Source organism: Lentzea sp. NPDC036949 (assembly GCF_055608075.1).
The window spans coordinates 994,330-1,015,937 of the sequence record NZ_JBVJRA010000001.1 but is presented as its reverse complement, the minus strand read 5'-3'; the positions used below and the strand labels follow the sequence as shown (position 1 = coordinate 1,015,937).

Annotated in this window: 18 protein-coding genes, 2 tRNA genes and 1 other RNA gene; 10 read left to right on the top strand and 11 right to left on the bottom strand. The window is 71.9% G+C overall.

Going from position 1 to position 21,608, the window contains the following annotated elements; all coding sequences use genetic code 11:
* Positions 1-74 precede the first annotated feature (74 nt).
* Entirely contained in the window at positions 75-3,353 is a 3,279-nt protein-coding gene (locus ACZ7CD_RS05155) for an AfsR/SARP family transcriptional regulator (RefSeq protein ID WP_360396899.1), read from the top strand.
* Here the strand turns inward: ACZ7CD_RS05155 and ACZ7CD_RS05150 are convergent.
* The 7 genes from ACZ7CD_RS05150 to ACZ7CD_RS05120 form a co-directional block, all read right to left on the bottom strand.
* Complete coding sequence (locus ACZ7CD_RS05150; RefSeq protein ID WP_458429706.1) at positions 3,332-3,805, bottom strand: uridine kinase family protein; 474 nt, start codon at positions 3,803-3,805, stop codon at positions 3,332-3,334. The genes ACZ7CD_RS05155 and ACZ7CD_RS05150 overlap by 22 nt on opposite strands.
* Positions 3,806-3,846: 41 nt before the next feature.
* Positions 3,847-4,455: a recombination mediator RecR gene (recR, locus tag ACZ7CD_RS05145; RefSeq protein WP_458429707.1), complete on the bottom strand. Its 609-nt coding sequence runs from the start codon at positions 4,453-4,455 to the stop codon at positions 3,847-3,849.
* A gap of 6 nt (positions 4,456-4,461) precedes the next feature.
* On the bottom strand, positions 4,462-4,764 hold the full coding sequence (locus tag ACZ7CD_RS05140; protein WP_360397099.1) for a YbaB/EbfC family nucleoid-associated protein: 303 nt from the start codon (positions 4,762-4,764) through the stop codon (positions 4,462-4,464).
* A 650-nt stretch (positions 4,765-5,414) separates the two neighbouring features.
* Positions 5,415-7,478: a DNA polymerase III subunit gamma and tau gene (locus ACZ7CD_RS05135; RefSeq protein ID WP_470378335.1), complete on the bottom strand. Its 2,064-nt coding sequence runs from the start codon at positions 7,476-7,478 to the stop codon at positions 5,415-5,417.
* 30 nt (positions 7,479-7,508) lie between these two features.
* Positions 7,509-7,605: signal recognition particle sRNA small type (gene ffs / locus ACZ7CD_RS05130), an RNA gene on the bottom strand.
* An 82-nt stretch (positions 7,606-7,687) separates the two neighbouring features.
* Positions 7,688-8,866, bottom strand: a complete 1,179-nt coding sequence (locus ACZ7CD_RS05125) for an RNA polymerase sigma factor (RefSeq protein ID WP_470378334.1) — start codon at positions 8,864-8,866, stop codon at positions 7,688-7,690.
* 7 nt (positions 8,867-8,873) lie between these two features.
* On the bottom strand, positions 8,874-9,212 hold the full coding sequence (locus tag ACZ7CD_RS05120) for a YciI family protein (protein WP_470378333.1): 339 nt from the start codon (positions 9,210-9,212) through the stop codon (positions 8,874-8,876).
* Positions 9,213-9,354: 142 nt separating this feature from the next.
* Between ACZ7CD_RS05120 and ACZ7CD_RS05115 the strand changes: the two genes are divergently transcribed.
* A tRNA-Ser gene (locus ACZ7CD_RS05115) sits at positions 9,355-9,439 on the top strand.
* Between the two features lie 60 nt (positions 9,440-9,499).
* Positions 9,500-10,144, top strand: a complete 645-nt coding sequence (locus ACZ7CD_RS05110) for a GOLPH3/VPS74 family protein (RefSeq protein ID WP_360396905.1) — start codon at positions 9,500-9,502, stop codon at positions 10,142-10,144.
* Positions 10,145-10,171: 27 nt separating this feature from the next.
* On the opposite strand, the gene ACZ7CD_RS05105 is transcribed toward ACZ7CD_RS05110, so the two are convergent.
* Positions 10,172-12,613 carry an endonuclease/exonuclease/phosphatase family protein gene (locus ACZ7CD_RS05105; protein WP_470378332.1) on the bottom strand — a complete coding sequence of 814 codons (2,442 nt, stop codon included), beginning with the start codon at positions 12,611-12,613 and terminating at the stop codon, positions 10,172-10,174.
* Positions 12,614-12,813: 200 nt separating this feature from the next.
* Here ACZ7CD_RS05105 and ACZ7CD_RS05100 point away from each other — a divergent pair, with 200 nt between their 5' ends.
* Positions 12,814-13,584 (top strand): maleylpyruvate isomerase family mycothiol-dependent enzyme, encoded by a 771-nt coding sequence (locus tag ACZ7CD_RS05100; RefSeq protein WP_470378331.1) that lies wholly within the window; start codon positions 12,814-12,816, stop codon positions 13,582-13,584.
* 2 nt (positions 13,585-13,586) lie between these two features.
* On the top strand, positions 13,587-14,354 hold the full coding sequence (locus ACZ7CD_RS05095; protein WP_470378330.1) for a maleylpyruvate isomerase family mycothiol-dependent enzyme: 768 nt from the start codon (positions 13,587-13,589) through the stop codon (positions 14,352-14,354).
* A 145-nt stretch (positions 14,355-14,499) separates the two neighbouring features.
* Here ACZ7CD_RS05095 and ACZ7CD_RS05090 read toward each other — a convergent pair.
* The 3 genes from ACZ7CD_RS05090 to ACZ7CD_RS05080 form a co-directional block, all read right to left on the bottom strand.
* A tRNA-Ser gene (locus ACZ7CD_RS05090) sits at positions 14,500-14,587 on the bottom strand.
* Between the two features lie 32 nt (positions 14,588-14,619).
* Positions 14,620-15,069 (bottom strand): nucleoside deaminase, encoded by a 450-nt coding sequence (locus ACZ7CD_RS05085; protein WP_470378329.1) that lies wholly within the window; start codon positions 15,067-15,069, stop codon positions 14,620-14,622.
* Positions 15,066-15,554, bottom strand: coding sequence for a tRNA adenosine deaminase-associated protein (locus ACZ7CD_RS05080; RefSeq protein WP_360396912.1), 489 nt, complete (start codon positions 15,552-15,554; stop codon positions 15,066-15,068). Before ACZ7CD_RS05080 ends, ACZ7CD_RS05085 begins: the two co-directional genes overlap by 4 nt.
* Before the next feature lie 60 nt (positions 15,555-15,614).
* Between ACZ7CD_RS05080 and ACZ7CD_RS05075 the strand changes: the two genes are divergently transcribed.
* The 5 genes from ACZ7CD_RS05075 (at position 15,615) to ACZ7CD_RS05055 (ending at position 21,595) form a co-directional block, all read left to right on the top strand.
* On the top strand, positions 15,615-16,820 hold the full coding sequence (locus tag ACZ7CD_RS05075) for a M20 metallopeptidase family protein (protein WP_470378328.1): 1,206 nt from the start codon (positions 15,615-15,617) through the stop codon (positions 16,818-16,820).
* A gap of 217 nt (positions 16,821-17,037) precedes the next feature.
* Positions 17,038-17,328, top strand: coding sequence for a hypothetical protein (locus tag ACZ7CD_RS05070; RefSeq protein WP_360396914.1), 291 nt, complete (start codon positions 17,038-17,040; stop codon positions 17,326-17,328).
* A 46-nt stretch (positions 17,329-17,374) separates the two neighbouring features.
* Entirely contained in the window at positions 17,375-18,313 is a 939-nt protein-coding gene (locus ACZ7CD_RS05065) for a prephenate dehydrogenase (protein WP_458429716.1), read from the top strand.
* Between the two features lie 9 nt (positions 18,314-18,322).
* A complete protein-coding gene (locus ACZ7CD_RS05060; protein WP_360396916.1) occupies positions 18,323-19,867 on the top strand; it encodes a fibronectin type III domain-containing protein in 1,545 nt (514 codons plus the stop codon).
* Between the two features lie 9 nt (positions 19,868-19,876).
* Positions 19,877-21,595, top strand: a complete 1,719-nt coding sequence (locus ACZ7CD_RS05055) for a hypothetical protein (protein ID WP_470378327.1) — start codon at positions 19,877-19,879, stop codon at positions 21,593-21,595.
* The last annotated feature ends 13 nt before the right edge of the window (positions 21,596-21,608 follow it).

Here is a 21,608-nt window from a genome sequence, read left to right as displayed (position 1 = left end):
CAACGTGAGCACGCCAGATGCGTCGAACGCTCTCCTAGGCTGTAGAAACAACAGCGACACGCGGAGGAGGGCGCATGAGCAGGCACGTCGAGTTCCGCGTGCTCGGCCCTCTGCAAGTGCTCGTCGACTCCGAACCTTTGCTGGTGAGAGCGGGTAGGCAGCGCGCGTTGCTGGTGTCGCTGCTGCTGCGCGCGGGCACGTCGGTGTCGGTCGACGAGCTCGCCGGGAACGTGTGGGGCGACGAGCCGCCGGCCAGGGCCCGCGCGACGCTCCAGACGTACGTGATGAGGCTGCGGCAGCTGCTCGGTCCGTCCGTGCCCATTCGGACCGTGCCAGACGGATACCTGATCGACGTGGACGAGAAGACCATCGACCTGATGCGCTTCGAACCGCTGATCGAGCAGGGTGAGCAGGAGCGCGCCGCGGGGAACCTGCCGGCCGCCTCGGCCGCGTTCACCGCCGCACTGGGTCTGTGGCGAGGTCCGGCGCTGGTCGACGTGCCGTCGGAGATCCTGCACCGCGACGAGGTGCCGCGGCTGAACGAACGCCGCCTGCACGTGCTGGAACGCCGGGTCGAGGTCGACCTGGAGCTGGGCAGGCACGGCGAGCTGGTGGCGGAGCTGTCCCGGCTGACCAGCGAGCACCCGTTGCGCGAGCGGTTCTGGGCGCAGCTGATGGTGGCGCTGTACCGCTCCGGCCGGCAGAGCGAGGCGCTGGCCGCCTACCAGCGGGTGTCCCGGCTGCTCGGTGACGAGCTGGGCATCGACCCCGGTGACGAGCTGCGGCGGGTGCACGGCCAGGTGCTCTCCGGCTCGATCGACGCGGTGGCGCCCGCCGTCTCCGGTGCCGCGGTCGTGGCGGCGAAGCCCGAACGGGTGGTGCCGTCGCAGCTGCCCGCCGACATCCCCGACTTCGTGGGCCGCGACGAGGCCGTGGCGTTGATCATCGCCCTGCTCCGGACCGCCCAGGGCGTGCCGGTCGTCACACTTGCCGGTCCGCCGGGTGTGGGCAAGACGGCGCTGGCCGTGCACGCGGCGCACCGGATGCGGTCGGACTTCCCGGACGGCCAGCTGTACGTGAACCTGCGCGGGTACGCCCCCGGTCCGCCGTTGAGCGCGGTCGACGTGCTGCCGCGGTTCCTGCGGGCACTGGGCACCGAACCCGACCAGGTGCCGCTGGACCAGGACGAGCAGGAGGCGATGTTCCGCTCGACGCTGACCGGTCAGCGGGTGCTGCTGCTGCTCGACAACGCGTCGTCGGCCGAGCAGATCCGGCCGCTGCTGCCGGGGTCGCCGGGCTGTGCGGTGCTGGTGACCTCGCGGGACACCCTGCGCGGGCTCGCGGTGTCGCACGCGGCCTCGAACGTGCGGCTCGACGTGCTCGACTGGCCGGAGACCAGGGCGTTGCTCGCGGGCATCGTGGGCGCCGCCGAGGTGGACGCGCAGGAGGACGCGGCCGCGGAGCTGGCTGCGCTGTGCGCGCACCTGCCGCTGGCGTTGCGGATCGCGGCGGCGAACCTGGTGTCGCGGCCGGAGCTGTCGATCGCGGACTACGTCGAGGAGCTGCGCGCGGGCAACCGGCTCGCCGCGCTGGCCGTGGAGGGCGACGAGCGGGTCGCGGTGCACGCGGCGTTCGACCTCTCCTACACGGCGCTGAAGCCGGAGCTGGCGCAGATGTTCCGCCTGCTGTCGCTGGTGCCCGGTACCGACTTCACACCGGAGATGGCGGCCGCGCTGTCCGGGCTGACCCCGCAGGACGCCCGCCGTCGGCTGGACCGCCTGGCCACGGCCAACCTGATCGCGAACCACGCGCCGTCCCGCTACCAGTTCCACGACCTGCTGCGCGACTACGCGGCCGAGCGGCTGGCGTTCGAGGAGGGCAAGGTCGACGCGCGCCTGGCGTTGCGGCGGCTGGTGGACTGGGCGGTGCGGTCGGTCGACAACGCGACGGCCGCGCTCAAGTCGACGCTGTTCCGCTTCCCCCGCCCCGACCCGCTCGACGGAGTGGTGCCGCGGGCGTTCAGCACCTCGACCGAGGCGTTGAGCTGGCTCGACGTGGAACGCGGCAACCTGGTGGCGCTGGTCGCGCACGCCGTGGAACGCGACCCGGAGAACTCGCCGTGGCTGCTGGCGGACGCGTTGCGCGGCTACTTCCACACGCAGGGCCTGGCCGCGGAGTGGCGGGAGACGGCGAAGGCGGGCCTGCTGGGCGCCCGCGCACCCCGCGACGAGCTCGGCCAGCTCGCGATGCTGTCGTCGCTGGGCACGCTCTACTGGGTGACCGGCCAGCTCCGCAACGCCCTCGGCTACTACCAGCAGGCCATCGCGCTGGTGCCGCGCATCTCGCTGCCGCAGGCGGAGGCCGCGGTCCTGTCGAACGCGGGCGGCGTCTACATCGACCTCGGCGAGCTGGAGCACGCCGCCGACCACCTGGAACGCGCGCTGGTGATCACCAGGCGGGTCCAGGCAGACCAGCTGCAGGCCACCGCGTTGTTCAACCTCGGCGGCATCTACATGCAGCTCGGCCAGCTCGACCGGGCCGCAGCGAACTTCGAGGAGGCCCTCGAAGCCGGCACGCGGCTCGACTCGTGGATCACCCAGGCGCACGTCATGCGCGCGTTGGGCGAGGTGTACGCGATGCGCGGCCAAGCCGACCTCGGCGCCGACTACTTCGTGCGCGCGGGCGAGCTGTACGAACGTTCCGCGGCCCGCACGTTCGGACACACGCTGCACGAAGGCATGGCCATCACCCTGCTGATGCGCGGCCGGTACGAAGAAGCGGCGACGCACGCCCGTGCGGCCATCGAGATCGCCGCTGACCTGGAGAACGTCAAGAGCTCGTGCGACGCCACGAACCTGCTGGGCCGCGCGCTCGAAGGTGCCAAGCGCTACGAGGAGGCGCTGACGCAGTTCTCGGCGGCATTGGCGAGCGCGACCGAGACCGGTTACTCGTGGGGCATGATCCTCGCCCGCCGCGGTCTGGCCGCCGCGTACCGCGGGGTCGGCCGCTACGAGGAGGCGCTGGCGCAGGCGACCTCGGCGCTGGTGGAGGCGGGCCGGTCGCAGTTCCGCAGCGCCGAGATGGAGGTGCTGCTCGTGCTGGGCCGCATCCACCTCGACACGGGCGACGCCCCCCAGGCCCTCGAATGCGCCCTGCGCGCGTCCGCACTCGGCGAGTCGTCCGGCCACCGCTGGGTCTTCGCACGGGCGCTCGGCCTGGCCGGTGACGCGGCACTGGCGTCGGGATCCGTTGCGGCAGCCAGGAAGTACTGGGAGTCGGCGCTTGAGGTGTTCAACGCGATCGGCTCACCGGAGGCCGACGTGGTGCGCGATCAGCTCGCCGTGACCACGTAATCGGCCCTGTCCCGCGTCTCGTCGACGGCGAACCAGCCGCGCTCGAACTGCTGCCACCGCCGGAAGTGCTCCCGGTGCCGCTCACCGTCCCGCGCGACCGCGCGTTCCAGCCGGGCCTCCTCGGTGCCGTGGTCGACGAAGATCGCGGTGCTGGCGCGGTGGTTCGCCTTCCTGGCGGCGGAGAACCCCTCCAGGACCAGCACCGGTCGTGGCTCGACCTCGACCCACTCCCCCTGCTCCGGCCGCGCGAACCCCTGCGACCAGTCGGTCGTGCGGTAACGACCGGTCCTGCCCTCCGCGACCTCGTCGAGCGCCCGCACGAGCCGCGGCCACCACCTCGTGACGGGATCGTCCCAGGTGGCGAAGTGGTCGGTGCGGATGAGCTGAGCCCCGAGCTGCTCGGCGAGCCGCTCCGCGAAGGTGGACTTCCCCGCGCCGGAAGGACCATCCACCGCGATCAGCCTGGTGCTGCCCAACCGCAGTGGATGGTTCGTCACATGCTCCGGCGCCCAGATAGCGCACGCCCCAGCGTGAGCTCGTCCGCGAACTCCAGGTCGCCACCCATCGGCAACCCGCTCGCCAGCCTGGTGACCGTGAGCCCCGGGAAGTCCCGCAGCATCCGCACCAGGTAGGTGGCCGTCGCCTCACCCTCGGTGTTCGGGTCCGTGGCGATGATCACCTCGGAGATGTCGACCCCGTTGGTCGGCGTGCCGATCCGCGTGAGCAGCTGCCTGATCCGCAACTGGTCCGGCCCCACCCCGCTGAGCGGGTCGAGCGCCCCGCCGAGCACGTGGTAGCGCCCCTTGAACTCCCTGGTCCGCTCGACCGCGAGCACGTCCTTGGGTTCCTCGACCACGCACACCAGCGTCAGGTCCCGCTTCGGGTCCCGGCAGATGCGGCAGGTGGTCTCCGCACTCACGTTGCCGCAGACGTCGCAGAACACAACGCCTTCCTTCACCTTCTGCAACGCGCTCTGCAGCCGCTCGATGTCCGCGGGCTCCGTCGCGAGCAGGTGGAAGGCGATGCGCTGCGCACTCTTCGGGCCGACACCGGGCAGCCGGCCCAGCTCGTCGATGAGGTCCTGAACCGGCCCCTCGTACATCGCGACTTACCCGAGCAATCCGCCGAGGCCGCCCTGCGCGAGCGGACCGAGCTTCTGCTCCACCAACTGCTGGGCCTTCGTGTTCGCGTCCTTGATGGCGGCGATCACCAGGTCCTGCAACGTCTCGACGTCCTCGGGGTCGACGATCTTCGGGTCGATGGTGAGGTTCATGAGCTCACCGCCACCGGTGACGGTCGCGGTGACGAGGCCGTTGCCCGCGGAACCGGCGACCTCGGTTTCGGCCAGCTCCTGCTGGGCGGTGGCCATCTGCTGCTGCATGTTCTGGGCCTGCTGGAGCAGTGCCTGCATGTCGAAACCGGGTTGCACCTGCTGGTCCTCTCGGGTGGGTTGGGAGTGGGGTCCAGCGTACGGCGCGCAGCGTCGGTGGGTGGGGCTCGCCCCTCGTGGGGGTTGGGTGGGGTGGGGGCCTGGTGGGGTGGGCGGCGCGTGGAATCGGGCGGCGTGTGGGGTGGCGGCGCATGGGCGGCGTGTGAAGTGGGCGGCGCGCGGCACATGCGGTGGCCCCACGCGCGGTGAGGCGGCGGCACGCGCGGTGCGGTGCGCGGCGCGTGGGGCGGCGGCGCGTGCGGTGCGGTGAGCGGCGCGTGCGGTGGCGGCACGTGCGGTGGCCACGGTGCCAGCGTGGGTGCGCGGGTGGTCCAGGTGCCGGGAACGCTGGTGCGCGGTGCCGCGCGGGCCACCGCTCCCGCGGCCTACCCCCCAGCCACCACACCGGGTGCGCACGCCGGCCGCCCCCATGGGCTGTCCTCACCCACGACACCGGCTGAGCACCGCGGCCTCACCGATGCCGCCGCCCCGGCTCGACCACGAGCATCGCCCCCTCCGCGCGCTTCCATACCTGCGGGCGCCGGAGCAGGTGTGATCCGGACACCTACAAGACGAGCCCAGGCGTGGATCAGGACAAGCTTCACCCGGTCGGGTGGCGCGTGCGGGACCCGTCAGGCCTTTTTCAGCGGGCGGGCGCCCAGTTCGTCGGCCAGGAGCTGGAACATCTTGGCCTCCGGGTCCAGGGCCGCGACCGGCGTTGCGTTGGGGTCGGCTGGGCGGGCGGCCTCGGCGAGCATTGCCTCTTCGTCGTACGGCTCTGGCGGGAGGGGCTCGTCGGGCTCCGGGGGTTCCGGTGGGGGTGGGACGTCGTCGACCGGTGGGCGCGGGGCCGGGCGGGACTGGGGTTCTGGCTGCGGGCGGGCCGGGGGTTGCGGCGGTGCGGACGACTGGCTCGGGCGGGTCGGGGCGGGACGGGGGGCCTTGGCCGGGCCGGAGGCCTGGGTGGTGGCGCCGGGGGTGCCGTGGATGCAGCGGACCTGCCAGGTGCCGCCGAGCACGGCGGACAGGGCTGCGGCGATGGCCTCGGTGTTGCGGGGTTCGGCCAGGCGGCGGGCCAGCGGGGCGGAGGTGTGGGCAATGGTGACGACGTTGCCGTCGACCTCGCTGACCATCGCGTTCGTCAGCATCGCCTCGGTGCTGCGGCTGCTGGACCGGACCGCGGCCAGCAGTTCGGACCAGATGCGGCGCACGGCCGGCGCGTCCATCGCGCCGGTGCTGGGAGCGGTGGAGAGTTCCGATGGAGCAGGAACCGCCGCGGCAGCGGGAGCAGCGACAGGTTCTGGCTGAACAGCGACGGGCTGAGCGGCAACGGGCGGAGCAACCGGTTGGGCAACGGCCTGGACAACGGGCTGAGCGGGCTCGACAACGGGAGGAGCGGGCTGAGCAACCGGCGGCGCAACCGCCGCGACCGGCGCGGGTGCCGCAGGTGGAGTGGCGGCCTGCTGGGACCTGCGGGTGAACACCGGACCGCCGGCCGGAGCAGCCGACGGGTCGCCGGGACCGGCCGCGATGGCGGCGGGTGGGCGGCGTTCGAGTTGTTCGAGGCGTTGCAGGAGTGCGGCCTCGGACTGGGAGACCGAGGGCAGCAGCATGCGGGAGCAGAGCAGCTCCAGCAGCAGGCGGGGGGCGGTGGCGCCGCGCATCTCGACCAGGCCGGTGTGGACGATCTCGGCGTAACGCGTGAGTGCGGCGGGGCCGATGCGTTCGGCCTGGGACGACATGGTCGCCAGCTCGTCGGCCGGAGCGGAGACGAGGTTGCGGTCGGCCGCGTCGGGCACCGCGCAGAGCAGGACGAGGTCGCGGAGGCGGTCGAGGAGGTCGGAGGCGAAGCGGCGGGGGTCGTGGCCCGCTTCGACCAGGCTGTCGATGGTGCCGAAGACCGCGGCGCCGTCGCCGGCCGCGAGGCCCTCGACCACGTCGTTGATCAGGGCCGAGTCGGTGACGCCGAGCAGGGTGATGGCACGGTCGTACCGCACGCCCTCGGGGCCCGCGCCGGCGAGGAGCTGGTCCATCACGGACTGGGTGTCGCGGGCTGAGCCGCCGCCCGCGCGGATCACCAGGGGGAACACCGCGGGCTCGACGGCGACGCCCTCGGCGGCGCAGTTGCGTTCGAGGAGGCTGCGCATCACGCCGGGCGGGATCAGGCGGAACGGGTAGTGGTGCGTGCGCGAGCGGATGGTCGGGAGGACCTTGTCCGGCTCGGTCGTGGCGAAGATGAAGATCAGGTGGTCCGGCGGCTCTTCGACGATCTTCAGCAGGGCGTTGAAGCCCTGCGTGGTGACCATGTGCGCCTCGTCGATGATGAAGACGCGGTACTTGGCCTCCGCCGGGGCGTAGAAGGCCTTGTCGCGCAGGTCGCGGGCGTCCTCCACACCACCGTGGGACGCGGCGTCGAGCTCGACCACGTCGACGCTGCCGGTGCCGTTCGGCGCGAGGCCGATGCACGAGTTGCACTCGCCGCACGGGTCGGGTGTCGGGCCCTTCACGCAGTTCAGCGAGCGGGCCAGGATGCGGGCCGACGAGGTCTTGCCGCAGCCGCGTGGACCGCTGAACAGGTACGCGTGGTTCACCCGGCCCGCCGACAGTGCGACACGCAGCGGATCGGTCACGTGCTCCTGGCCGACGACCTCGGAGAACGTGGCCGGACGGTACTTGCGATACAGAGCGAGCGCCACGCCGCAGACAGTACCGGGGAGCACCGACACAAAAAGGGGACCCCGTGCACCCACCAGAGCCCGCTTATCCTTGCTGCCTTCCGGCCCTGGGGAGGTTCGCGAGATGTGTGCCGCACGAGGTCCGACGCAAGTGTAACCGATCTAGTTCTTCGAACGCATGTTCGACTTACCCACAGGGTTGTCCCCACCTGTGGACAACCACTTCGTGATCACGGTTTCTCCTCGACGGCGGTGAGCCTGCGGCGCAGGAAGTCCTGTTCGGACGCGGTGCCCGCGAGTGCGATGGCCTCGCGGTACGCCTGGGCTGCCTCCGCGGAACGGCCCAGGCGGTGCAGCAGGTCGGCGCGGGCGGCCCGGTACGGGTGGTAGTCGCGCAGCCTGGGTTCGGCGGCGAGCTCGTCGAGCAACGCGAGGCCCGCCGCGGCACCGTCGCGCATCGCGACCGCGGCGGCCCGGTTCAGCGCGACCACGGGCGACGGCGCCAGCTTCAGCAGCACGTCGTAGAGCGCGACGATCTGCGGCCAGTCCGTCGAGGCGAAGTCGGGTGCCTCGTCGTGCAGCGCGTTGATCGCGGCCTGCACGCCGTACGGGCCGTGGCCGCCGGTCAGCGCCTGCTCGGCCAGCGCGCTGCCCTCGTCGACCATGTCGCGGTCCCAGAGGGAGCGGTCCTGGTCCTCCAGCAGCTCGGCGCGCGCGTCCCGGCGGGCGTGGACCAGCAGCATCAACGCCAGCAGGCCCGTCACCTCGCGGTCGGGCAGCAGGCCGCGCAGGATCCGCGCGAGCCGGACCGCCTCCTCCGCGAGGTCGGCGCGCTGGGCGGCGTAGCCCTCGGTGAAGATCGAGTAGACGGCCTGCAGCACGCCGGGCAGGCGTTCCGGGAGCTCGTGCGGGTCGGGGACGCGGAACGGGATGCGCGCCTCCCTGATCTTCTTCTTCGCGCGCACGATCCGCTGCTGCATCGTCGTCACGGGCACGAGGTGCGCCCGCGCGACCTCCGGCGTCGTGAAGCCGGCGAGGCACCGCAGGACGAGCGCCCCGCGGTCCTCCTCCGCCAGCGCCGGGTGCGCGCACGTGAAGAACAGCTCCAGCCGCTCGTCCGGCAGCGCGTCGCCCTTCGGCGGGTCCGCGCGGTCGACCTCCACCTGCAGCAGCGCGAGCCGGGCGGCGTGCACCCGGTCGCGCCGCAGCCGGTCGACGGCCTTGCGGCGCGCGGTCGTGAGCAACCACGCGCCGGGCCGGTCCGGCACCCCGTCGACCGGCCAGTGCCGCAGCGCCGCCTCGATCGCGTCGGAGGTGACCTCCTCGGCGAGGTCGAGGTCGCCGAAGCGCTTGACCAGGGTGGCGAGCAGCCGGCCGCGTTCCTCCCGGAACACCTGCTCGACGTTCATCGAGAACTCAGAGGTCGAACTCGGCGATCGGCCGCACGACGACGGCGCCGCCGTCACGCGAGCCGGGGCACTTGGCCGCCCACTCCAGTGCCGCGTCGAGGTCGGGCACGTCGATGACGTTGTAGCCGCCCAGGACCTCGCGGGTCTCGGCGAACGGCCCGTCGGTGACGCTGCGCCGGCCGTCCGGTCCGACCTGGACGGTGGTCGCGGTGACGAGGTCGGCCAGCGAGTGCCCGGCGACCAGGACGCCCGCGTCCTTCATCTCCTTCTCGTAGGCGATCCAGTCCTCGACGGTGCAGTTGGCCTCCTGGTCGGCGGCGGCGTGGATCAACAGCATGTACTTCACGGAAGTCCTCCTCGGTCCGGGTCTACGGGATCACGACGAGCGGGCACCCGCCAGATCGACACGGCCTCAGAAGATTTTTCGGCGAGGTGGTCGAGACCCCCCGTTTTGGGCCGTGGGACACCCGTCCGGTAAGGTTCTCCACGGAGGATTCGCATAGCGGCCTAGTGCGCACGACTGGAAATCGTGTTGGGTTCACCCCCTCACGGGTTCAAATCCCGTATCCTCCGCTCTCTTCGCAGAAGGGCGCCGAACCTCACCGTTCGGCGCCCTTCTCGCGTTACGGTGGCATGGTGCTGCACGAAGAGCTGATGCTGCTGTTCATCAACCGGCAGAACGGGAAGTTGCACGTCGACTCGGCGTCGGCGGACAACGCGCTCGCCGGTGCCGTGCTCATCGAGCTGGTGAGCTCGGGGCGGGTCGCGTTCGAACCGACCGGCAAGAAGCTCCAGGTCGTCGACCCGGCGCCGCTGGCGGACCCGTTGCTGCGGGAGTCGGTCGCGCGGATCGACAAGCCGATGTCACCGCGGAAGGCGGTGGAGCGGCTGCGGAAACGCGTGCGCGACAACGTGCTCGCGGACCTGGAGGCCCGTGGCGCCGTGCGGGTGGACGCGCGCAGGGTGCTCGGGATCTTTCCCGGCAGGAGTTACGTGATCACGGACGAGCGCGCGGACGACGAGGTGCGCAAGGCAGTCGGCGAGGTCGTGCACGGGTACCGCGGAGCGGATGCGCGCACGGGGTCGTTGATCACGCTGCTGCACGCGGCGAACGCGGTGCACCGGGTGTTCGAGGGCGACAAGCGCGAGCTGAAGCGGCGGGCCGGGGAGATCGCAGCCGGCAACTGGGCCGGTGACGCCGTGCGCAAGGCCATCCAGGCGATCCAGGCCGGTGTCGCGGCCGCAACGGCCGCTGCCGCCGCCGCGTCAGCTGGATGACGCGGCGACGGCAGCAGGTGGAGCGGGTTACTTCTTGAGGCAGTCGATGACGTCTTCGAGCGTGAACACGATCCGGTCGACGCTCGCGTCACCCGTGGACGGGCGGAGGCGGACGATCTGCGGGTCGTGGTCGCTCGCCTGGTCGGCGAACTCGGCGTTGACGTGGACCACGTCGTAGCTGAAGCGCGTGATGTTCTTGCTCATCACGAGGTGGTCGAGCGTCTGCGAGTTGCCCTCGAAGACGTAGCTGTACCGCTCGTTCACGGGCAGCGTCTCGATGAGCGCCTTGAGGTTGCCGTCACCGGTCAGCGCCTTCAGCGCGGGCGAGAACTGGTAGTCGTTCAGGTCGCCCGCGAGGATCACGTTGGCGCCCTTGTCGATCGCGCGGATCTGCTCGGTGAACGCCTTGAGCGACGCCGCCTGCTTGCCGCGCTGCACCTCGGAGGTGCGGCTCGGCGGCTGGTTGCGACCGTGGACGGCCTCGTCGCCGCCCTTGGAGTTGAAGTGGTTCGCGACGACGAAGACCGTGCGGCCGCGGAACTTGAACTCGCCGGCGAGCGGCTTGCGGCTGCTGGCCCACGCGTCGTTCAGCGGGTCGATCCGGCCCGGTGACACGGAAAGCGCGGCACGGCCGTTCTTCTTCACGACCTGGACGGGCGTCTTGAAGTCGCCGCCGGGACGGTCCACGAAGGACACCCGCTGCGGGTTGAAGAAGAAGCCGACGCGGATGTTGCCGCCGGGCTCGCCGCCGTCCTTGAGGTTCTCCGGGTCGATCTGGCGCCACTGGTAGCGCGGGCCGCCCTTGGCGACGATCGCGTCGGAGAACTTCTGCAGCGTCTGGTCCGCGGCCACGACACCGTCGTTGGTCGCGCCGTTGTTGTCCTGGATCTCTTCCAGGACAACGACGTCCGGGCTGCGCAGGTTGGTGGTCACGCCGTCGGCGAGCCGGTCGAACTTCTCCTGCGGGTCGGACGGGTCGAGGTTCTCGACGTTGTAGGTCGCGACCGAGAGCTCGGACTCCTTCTGCTGCGCGGTGATCTCGCGCTGCAGGTTGGACGAGACGTGCTGGCCGAGGGTCAGCGCCGCCAGCGTGTAGCCGCCGAAGTTGGTGTACTCGACGGCACCGACGGTCGCGCCGGCGAACACGTCACCGACGTTCGCGGCGGGCAGCTGACCGGCGGTCTTGATCTTCAGGCGGCCGCTGTTCTGCTGGTCGTACGCGGTGTAGGTGGTGCCGCCGCGCTGGTTGCGGTTCTGGTCGGGGTTGACCGTCACCCAGACCTCGCCGAAGGAGTTGCTCGGGCCGACGACGCGGGCGTCGTTCACCTGCACCAGCGTGCCTTCGAGTGACTCGAGGTAGTCGAGGCCGTACTTCTCCGGCTCCAGCGGGAGCTGCTCGATGCTGCCGCCGGGGGCGGGCAGGTAGCCGGCCGGGATGTTCTGCACGACGACCGGTGCCGGGACCGCGTTGCCCTTGGACAGCGTGGTCGTGGTCGGAGCGGTGATCTCGGTGAGGGTCTGGTTCGAGCCCGTCTCCCCGCCCGGCCGGTACTCGGCGATCGTGCCGCTGACCAGCACCTCGTCGCCCACCGCGACGGTCGGCGCGGAGCCTGCCGTGTAGACGAACACACCCTCGCTGGTGCGCGGGTCGGTGTCCGGGGTCTTGGTGTCCTGGATCCAGAAGCCGCGGTCACCCGTGGCGCGCGTGCCGGTGACGACGCCGGGGACGTTCGTGACCTTCTGGCCGACGAGCGGCGAGATGCGCGTGACGCCCTGGATGTCGTGGATGCGCTTGTCGCCGGGCGTGGGGTCCGGGTCGGGGCCGGGACCGGGGTCGCCGCCGCCCGGGGTCTCGCCCTTGGAGTTGGTCGGGGTGGGGGCGCCGACGGTGAAGTCGGCGGAGTTGTCGTCGGTGTCGGGCAGGCCGGTCTTGCGGGCCGCCGAGGTGGTGTTGCTCAGCGCACCGGTCGCGGTGCCCTCGCGCACGACGGCGGTGCCGTAGCCGACGAGGTCCTTCACACGCGGCTCCGCGGCGCAGTCGGCGGCGGTCTTGCAGGTCAGCGGCGTGGTGCCGGAGACGAGCGCGATGGCACCGCCGGTGGCGCTCATGGCGAGGGTGCCGGTGGCGTCGGGGGTGGGCAGCTCGACCGTGCCGCCGGTGCCCTTGGCCTGGGCGACCAGGAAGGTCTTGCCGGCGGCGATGCTGCCGGTCAGCGGGGTGACGCCCCACTGCGTGGAGGCGCCGGGGCTCGCCGAGATGTACTGGACGCTGAAGCCGTCCAGGCCGACGGGGGCCGTGCCCTTGTTCGCGAGCTCGACGAAGTCCTGCGTGAGGGTGGCGCCGGAGTTGCCGCCGCCCCCGTAGACCTCGGAGATCAGCGCGTCGGAGCTGGGTGCGGCAACGGCGGGGACGGCGGCGAACACGAGCGCCACCACCGCTGTCCCGACACCGGGCAGGGTGGGTCTCAAAACTTCCTCCAGGGGATGCGGCGGACCGCCGCATCCTTCCTCGATCGAGTGGTGTTTGGAAGCTGTTGTCACTAACGGTTAACCAGTTGGCCCAGCAATGATCACTCGAACAAGTGTTCGATCATGGTGTATGCTCGTTTTCGGAACGCCGGCCGGTGGGCCCCTCCCAGGCACCGGCCGGCGTCCCTATGTTCACAGGTGTGGGGATTCCGAGCTACGAGCGCCGCTGCGCCGAGATCATCAACCAGACCGCACTGCTGACCGCCGCCCTCGAAGGCGCTGACCTGCGCGTTCCCGTCCCGTCGATCCCGGACTGGACGCTGAACCAACTCCTGCGCCACCTCGGCCACGCCCACCGCTGGGCCGACGTCATGCTCAGGGAGAGGCTGCCGGAGATCGACTTCTCCCGCAACGGCGCCCACCACCTGTCCTCGTACGTGGGTGAACAGGCCTCGGTGCTGATCCCGTGGTTGCAGGAGGGAGCCGCCTCGCTGGCCGAGGTGCTGCGCTCCGTCGACCCCGACGAGATGATCGCGCCGGTCGAGGGCCACCCCGGCCCCCGCGTGTGGTCGCGGCGGATGACCCACGAGACCGCGGTCCACCGGTGGGACGCGCTGAACGCGCTGGGCCTGCCGTTCGACCTCGACCCCGAGATCGCCCAGGACACGCTGCGCGAGTGGACCGGTCTCGCGGTCCCCTACGCGTTCACGCGGTGGCCGGAGGAGACGGCGGCCCTGGTGGGGACCGGCACCGTGCACCTGCACGCGACGGACGCCGAGGCCGAGTTCGTGATCGACCTCACGGGTGCGGCGCCGGTGGTGCGGGAGGGCCACGAGAAGGCGGACGTGGCGGTGCGCGGCCCGGTCGTGGACCTGGTGCTGGCGATGTACCGGCGGCGCCCGGTGGAGGGGCTGGAGGTGTTCGGCGACCGCGCGCTGCTCGACCTGCTGGTGCGGGGCGTACGTTTCTGACCGTGGGGTCCCTGAGCTACGACGAGCGCCTGGCCACGATCGTCTCCGAGACGTCGCTGCTGGTGTCCGCGGTGGACGGCGCCGACCTGTCGGCGCCGGTGCCGTCGTGCCCCGGTTGGACGGTCAACCAGCTGCTGCGCCACCTCGGGTACGCGCACCGCTGGGTCGCGGAGATGGTCGAGCGGCGCGTCCAGGAGACCGACCGGTCGTTCAGCAAGGCGCACTCGGTGTCCGGCTACGCCGGGGAGACGACCGCGGAGCTCGGCCCGTGGCTGCTCGAAGGCGCCCAGCTGCTGGCCGACCGGATGTCCGGGGTGCGGGTCGACGAGCCGATCGCGGTGATGGCCGGGATGGCGGGGCCGCGGTTCTGGGGACGGCGGATGGCGCACGAGACCGTCGTGCACCGGTTCGACGCGTGCCAGGCGCTCGGGCTGCCGTTCGAGGTCGGCGAGCGGGTGACCTGCGACGCGCTGTGGGAGTGGATGACGACGCTGCTGCCGTTCATCTTCACCCTCCGGCCGGAGGCGTCCGCACTGCTCGGGTCCGGGGTGCTGCGCTTCACGGCGACCGGCGCGGAGCAGTGGCTGGTCGACCTGCGCGGGGAGGCGCCCGTGGCGCTCCGGCACGGGGAGGTGGCGGCTGACGCGTCGCTGAGCGGGCCGGCGTTCGAGGTGGTGCTGGTGCTGTACCAGCGGCGGCCGGTCGACGGTTTCGAGGTGACCGGCGACGCCGCGCTGCTGGAGAAGTTCCTGGCCGCGGTGAGGTTCTGACGAACCCGTCCCACCGCCATGGCTCTGCACCTGGTCGGGGCCCTGGGGGCGTGCCCCCAGGGCGGGGTGTGGGGGCTCCGCCCCCACAAAACACCCGTCAAAGCAAGAAGGCGAGCGCTCGTCGTGAGCACTCGCCTTCCAGCTTTGGCGGTGGCGGTGGGATTTGAACCCACGGAGGCTTTCACCTCACACGCTTTCGAGGCGTGCTCCTTCGGCCGCTCGGACACGCCACCGGTAAGAACAATACACAGTCGGATCCAGGGGTTTAACGCTGGGTCCGGAAGAAGCGTTCCAGCAGGTCAGCGCACTCGTCTTCGAGCACACCGCCGCGCACCTCCGGCCGGTGGTTGAGCCGGCGGTCCCGCACGACGTCCCACAGCGAGCCGACGGCGCCCGTCTTGGGTTCCCAGGCGCCGAAGACGAGGCGGGAGACACGTGCCTGCACGAGGGCGCCGGCGCACATCGTGCAGGGCTCCAGCGTCACCGCGAGGGTGCAGCCGTCGAGGCGCCAGCCGTCGCCGTACGCCGCGGCTGCCGCGCGCAGGGCCAGGACCTCGGCGTGGGCGGTGGGGTCGCCGAGGGCTTCACGGGCGTTGCAGGCCTCGGCGAGGACGGTGCCGTCGGGGGCGAACACGACGGCGCCGATCGGGACGTCGGTGCCCGCGTTCGCGGCCGCGCGGACGGCCCTGCGGACCAGGTCCTCGTCGTCGTTCACGCCTGGATCGTGTCGAGCAGCTGCACGAACTCGTCGATGAAGCCGATGCGCTGGGCGATCATCTGGAGCTGCTCGTCCGGGTAGAGGTCGACCTGGTCGACGATGATCTGGAGCTCGTGGGCGGGCATGCCGAGGTCGGCGAGGACGCCCAGGTCGCCCTCCGGCCAGAGCTCGGTGTCCTCCTCGTCGGGCGGTTCGACGCGCAGGAGGTCGAGGACGTCGGCGGCGATGTCGTAGTCGAGTGCCGCGGCGGCGTCCGACAGCAGCAGGGCCACGCCGCCGGGGACCGGGCGCAGGACGATGAAGAACTCGTCGTCGACGGCCAGCAGGCCGAAGGCCGCACCGGTCGACCTGAGCTGCCGCAGCTGGGTGATCGCCGCGTCCAGCTCCGACAGCGCGGAGCTGTCCATCCTGCTGCACCGCCAGCGGCCGTCCTCCCGGACGACCGCGACCGCGAAGCCGTTGACCGGCTCCTGCTGTGTCATGTGCACACCGTAGGGCTCAGACGACCTTCCCGGTAGCCGAGGTGGTGCGACCATCGGAGGATGAGCACAACCACACCGGAACCCCGTTTCGCCGGACTGCTCGAGGCGGCCCGCGCGCTCCAGCCGCGCACGGTCGCGTTGCGGCGGCAGGTGCACCGCCACCCCGAACAGGGCCTTCAGCTCCCCAAGACGCAGGCGGCGATCCTGCACGCGTTGGAGGGCCTGCCGCTGAAGGTCACCACGGGCAAGTCGACGACGTCGGTCGTCGCGGTGCTGGAGGGCGAGCAGCCGGGGCCCACGGTGCTGCTGCGCGGCGACATGGACGGCCTGCCGCTGCAGGAGGACACCGGCCTGCCGTTCGCGTCCGAAGTGGACGGAGCGATGCACGCCTGCGGCCACGACACGCACGTGGCGATGCTGGCGGCCTCCGCCCGCCTGCTCGCCGACCGCCGCGACGCGCTGCGGGGCCGGGTGCTGTTCATGTTCCAGCCGGGCGAGGAGGGCTACCACGGTGCCCGGTACATGATCGAGGAAGGCCTGCTCGACGACGACGTGGAGAAGGCCTTCGCACTGCACATCACGTCGAAGCTGCGCTCGGGTGTGATCACCTGCCGGCCGGGCCCGATCATGGCGTCGGCCGACACGTTCCACATCCACGTGAAGGGCCGCGGCGGCCACGGCGCCATGCCGCACAACGCCGTCGACCCGGTGCCCGCCGCGGCGGCGATGGTGGGCGCGATCCAGACGATGCTGGGCAGGCGGATCAGCGCGCACCAGCCGGCGGTGGTCACGGTGGCCCAGATCAGGGCCGGCACCACCACCAACATCATCCCCGAGGTCGCCACCCTCGACGGCACCATCAGGACGCTGTCCGAGCTCACCCGCAAGCAGGTGCACACCGAGCTCGAGCAGGTCGTGAAGCACACGGCGGCCGCCCACGGGTGCCGCGCGGAGATCAGCATCGTGCCCGGCTACCCGGTGACCGTGAACGACGACGCGGTCGGTCAGCACGTGCTCGACCTCGCCGCGTCGGCGATGGGCCCGTCGTGGAGCGAGCCGCTGCCGGACCCGCTGATGGGTGCGGAGGACTTCTCCTACGTGCTGCAACGGGTGCCGGGTGCGCTGGCGTTCGTCGGCGGCTGCCCGCGCGGGGTCGACGTGGAGGAGGCCGAGGCGAACCACTCGAACCGGGTGCTGTTCGACGAGGCGTCGATGGAGCACGGGGTGGCGATGTACGCGGCGTTCGCGCTGGACGCCCTCCGGTAGGCACGGCTCGGAGGGAAATCCGTTTCCGCGGTGCGGTTGTCCACGACCGCGCCGCGGAGAACGATCGACAGTCGTTTCCACGCCGAACGGAATGGAGCTTGTTAACCCAACCGGATGTTTTTCGAGGCCGGGAACGCTGTCGACCTGCACTGAAAGCCGGATCCAAGCGGCAAGATCACCCACCTGGTGGTGTCAATCGGAATTCAAGTCCCCGCCTATGGCCGATCGTCTCGCACTTCCACCGCTGCAAGACTTCGTTTCTCAGTCGAGCGACTGCTCGACCGTTTCGGGAAACAGGAGCTTTGCCGTGGCACAACCACTCACGATCGCGCACGCCCTGATCGTGGCGATGACCTTTGCCTTCACCGGATGGTTGATCGAGCGCGGCCAAGATCCGCAGTCGGCGCTGATGATCACGCTCACGGCCCTGGCCGGCGCGGTCGTGGTCACGCGGGTGAGCGCGCAGGGCGCGAAGTCCGTCCTGCGGCGACTTGGCGGCGGGGCCTGACGAGGCGTTGTCGTCCGAAGCCGCCTCGCACGGAATGATGTGCGGTGTGCGAGACGTGTGCGTGATCGGACTGGGACTGATCGGCGGGTCCGTGCTGCGGGGCGCCAAGGCGGCCGGGCGCACGGTGTGGGGTGCCACGGCGAGCAGGGACGACGCGGACCGGGCGCGGGCGGAGGGGTTCGACGTCGTCGGGGTCGAGGAGGCCCTCCGGCGCGACCCCGAGGCGCTCGTCGTGCTGGCGGTGCCGTTGCCCGCGTTGCCCGACCTGCTCAGGAAGGTTCCGCCGAACACCCGGCTCACCGACGTCACCAGCGTGAAGGGGCCCGTCCACGACGCCGTGCACCGGTATGCGCCGGAGGTGCGGTTCGTGGGCGGGCACCCGATGGCGGGGACGAGCCGCAGCGGGTGGGACGCGGGGAGCGCGGGGCTGTTCGAGAACGCCGCCTGGGTGGTGACGCCGGAGGAGGCGGACGACCACCTGGTCGACGTGATGCGGTTGGCGCTGGACCTGGGGGCGCACGTCGTGCCGACCACGCCGGAGGAGCACGACGAGGCGGTCGCGCGGATCAGCCACCTGCCGCACATCCTGGCCGCGGTGCTGGCCGCGGTCGGCGCGGGTGGCGGGCCGCTGGCGCTGGCGTTGGCGGCGGGGAGCTTCGGTGACGGCACGCGGGTCGCGGGGAGCCGGCCGGAGCTCGTCAGGGCGATGTGCGAGGGGAACCGGGACGCGTTGCTGATGGCGGTGGACGACGCGCTGGGGCGGTTGGGGGCGGCACGGGGGTCGCTCGCGAGCACCGGTGGGCTGGCCAAGACGATCGAGGCCGGGCACGAGGGCAGGAAAGCGCTGGTCGAGCAGCCCGCGAGGGCGGCGGTGACGCTCGACCTGAGCAAGCCGGGGGCGCTCGCGGCGCTGCGCAACCTGGGGTCCCGGGGTGGGCGTGTGGTTGCGCTGAACGGAAGCACCGCCGCTGCGGAAACGTCGTAAGGTCGCCGGGTGGATCGACGGACGCTCGCGGGTGGGCTCGGTGGGCTCGCGCTGGTCGTGGCCGCCGTGGTCGCACTGCGGGCGAGCGATGCGCCGGACAACCTGAAGCGCGAGGTCGACGACCGGGTGCGGGTCGTGCAGCAGCAGGAGCCGGTCAAGCCGGCCAGTCCGCGGACGCAGGCGCTCGACGCGGACGCGGTGCAGGTCAGCTGGGCCGGCAGCGCACCGGCCTACGAGGTGCGGTGGAACGGCAACGAGCAGCTGGTGCCGAACCCCGAGGTCGAGCTCGCCGGGTTGCGGCCGGACCAGGAGGTCCGGGTCGAGGTGCGCGCGGTCAACGCGATCGGGCGGCGCTCGGAGCCGCTGATGATCACCGCCACACCCCAGGACCTCTACGACGACCGGTGGGACGACGAGCTCGTCGGGCAGCCCGAGCGGTTCGACGGGCCGGAGGCGCTGGACCCGCGCAAGTGGCGGGTCGAGGCGGAGCAGAACTGCCTGGGGCTGCGGCCGTTCGGCCGGGGCAAGCGGGTCGACGTGGACTGCGGCACGGCGATGTTCCAGTCGAACACGCCGATCCGGTTCGGGGTGCCCGGCCGGGACGGTGCGACCGGGCGGGCGATCATCAGCGTCGCCGGTGCGGTCGAGTCGAGCCACGTGCGGCTGACGTTGCTGCCCGCGCCGTGGCACTTCCTGAAGGACCAGGAGTTCCAGCCGAAGGGCGCGGTCAGCCTCGACATCACCACCCAGGGCACGCGCATCGTCGCCGATCCCGACCTGCCGCGCAGCGACCGGCAGGTCGAGCTGGGCGACGCGCCGCTGACGGGGCTCGTGGCGGGTGTGCGGCACCGCTGGGAGCTGCGGGTGCTGCCCGACGCGGTGCTCGCGGTGCGCGACGGCGTGGTGGTCGCGGGTGAGCCGGTCGTGCTCACCACCCCGCTGGCGCACCCGCGGATCCGGATCGACGGCGGCGGTTTCCTCGACTCGTTCGGGGTCGGCGGCGTCGAGGAACGGGCGGTGCCCACCGAGGTCCTCCCGGCGACGGTCGAGGTGCCGCACGACGCCATCGCCGCGAAGCTCGTGACGTTGAGGGGCGAGGAACCGTCGGTGGTGGACCTGCCGCTGGGCGACCGCGGGGTCGAGGCGCCGCGGGACGCGCAGCTCGTGGTGTTCCGCAAACCGGAGAGCCGCCCCGGCACGCTGCCCCGGCTGCCCGACCGGCCGGGCGGCATGAGAACCGGCCCGCCGCGGCTCCAGGTCATGCACGAGGACGGCACCACACCACCGCAGCAGCTGCCCCGTACCGGGCGCGTGCTCGTCACCGCGGAGATCAACGCGATCGGCCACCGCGGCATCGAGCTGGAGCTCGACGGCAAGCGCGTCGTGGCACTGCCGACGAACGAGCAGGGCGGCGCCGTTCCCGGCCGGCACGAGTTCTGGCTGAACGCCGCGGACCTCGGTGCCCGCCCCCGGCTCAAGCTGAGCGTCCTTCCGGCCGATCATGGCGAACCCGTTACCACCGAAACCGTGTTCGAGCTGCGCACAACGCCTTAGCGTGACCACATGAAGCGGGTCGCCTTCGCCGTCGCGGGCCTGGCCCTGGTGGTCGGTGTCGTCCTCCTGAGGGACACCGGCGACCCGACCACGCCCGAGCTCCCGCCGCCGCCGACGAAGCTCAAGCCGTTCGCTGCCGACCTCGCGCTCGTGCCGGGTCCGCAGGGCCGTCCCGCCGCGCCGGGTGCCGTCACCGCCCGCCCCGGCCACCACCGCGTGCAGCTCACGTGGACCGGTGACGCCCCCGCCTACGAGGTGCGCTGGGGTGAGCACCGCAAGCTCGTGACCCGGCCCGGCACCCAGCTCAACGGTCTGCGCAACGACCAGGAGCAGGAGGTCGAGATCCGCGCGGTGGACTCGTTCGGCCAGTACTCCGAGCCCGCCCGCACGAGGGCGACGCCGCGGGCCGACACCGCGCAGTACTCGTTCGTCGACCGGTTCGACGGCACCGACGAGCCGGACCAGGGGCGCTGGCGGTTCGGCAAGCGCACCGACTGCGCCCGCGCGACCTCCGGTGACGACGACGACCACGACCGGCTCGTGATCAGCAGCAGCTGCGGCACGCGCGCGGTGTCGTTGCGCGCCCGCACGCCGTTCGTCCGCGGGCCGGACGAGAGCCGGTTCGTCGTGGAGACCGACGCCCCCGGCAGCGGCGGCAGGCTGCTGCTGGACCTGGTCCCCGGTCCGGTGAGCGTGCAAGGCGAACCGGTGCTGCCGAACGCCGTCCGCGCCACCGTCAGCACCGACGCGGCCGGCAACTCGGTCGTCGAGCTCGTCCCCGGCGGCACCGCGACCAAGCCGGTTCCCGCCGCCGTGCCGGGCATGAGCGTGCACTGGGAGCTGGTGGTCGGGCCCACCGGCGTCCAGGTGCACCGCGACGGCGAGGTGGTCGCGACCTCGCCGTTCGTGCCGCCGTGGCGGGAGGCGACCGCTCTCGCCGGGATCGCCGCGCTCGCCGGTGACCGGGTGAGGGCCGGCATCGACCTGATCGGCTTCCGCGCCGCCGCGGCGGAGGCGCCCCCGAACGTGCCCGCGCCGAACGTCCGGGTCGACGCGGCACCCGCGCCGGTCAAGCGCATCCCGGACGTCACCGCCGGTCAGCTGCGGCTCGCGCTGATCCCCTCCAGGGAGGGTCCGCCGGTCGACCGGGTGGAGGTCAACGACGTCGAGGTGCCGCTGCGGCCCGCTGTCGAGGGCCAGCAGTGGAAGCCCGGCGCCGAGTACGCGGCCGTGGCCGACCTGCCGCGGGAGGCGTTCACCGACACCCTGAACGTCGGGTTGCTCACCGCGGACCGCGTCCAGGTCACGCACACCGACGTCGAGCTCACCGGCCCCGTCTCCGGCATCTCGAAGCGCGACTCGGGCAGCCCGCTCGTGGACGCCCGCCCGTCGCTGGCCGACCCCGTCGCCGAGGTGCTCGACTCGGGTGGTCAGCCCGTGCAGAACGGTGCCGCGCTCGCGAGGGGCCGGGTCGTGCTGGAGATCAGGATCACCGCGCTGGACGCGGCGGTCGCGGGTCTCGCCGGGTTCGAGGTCAGGCTCGACGGCACTCACATCGCGACCGTCCCCACCACGGCGGACGGGCCCGCGGGCGCGGGCCGGTGGCGGATCTCGCTGAACACCGCCTCGCTCACGGAAGGGCCGCACGCGATCGAGGTCAGGGCGTTCAGCACCGACCCGGAGGCACACCCCGAAACGGGTTACGTTCCCTTCTTGCTGAAGCCGTAGACCCCAAGATGGA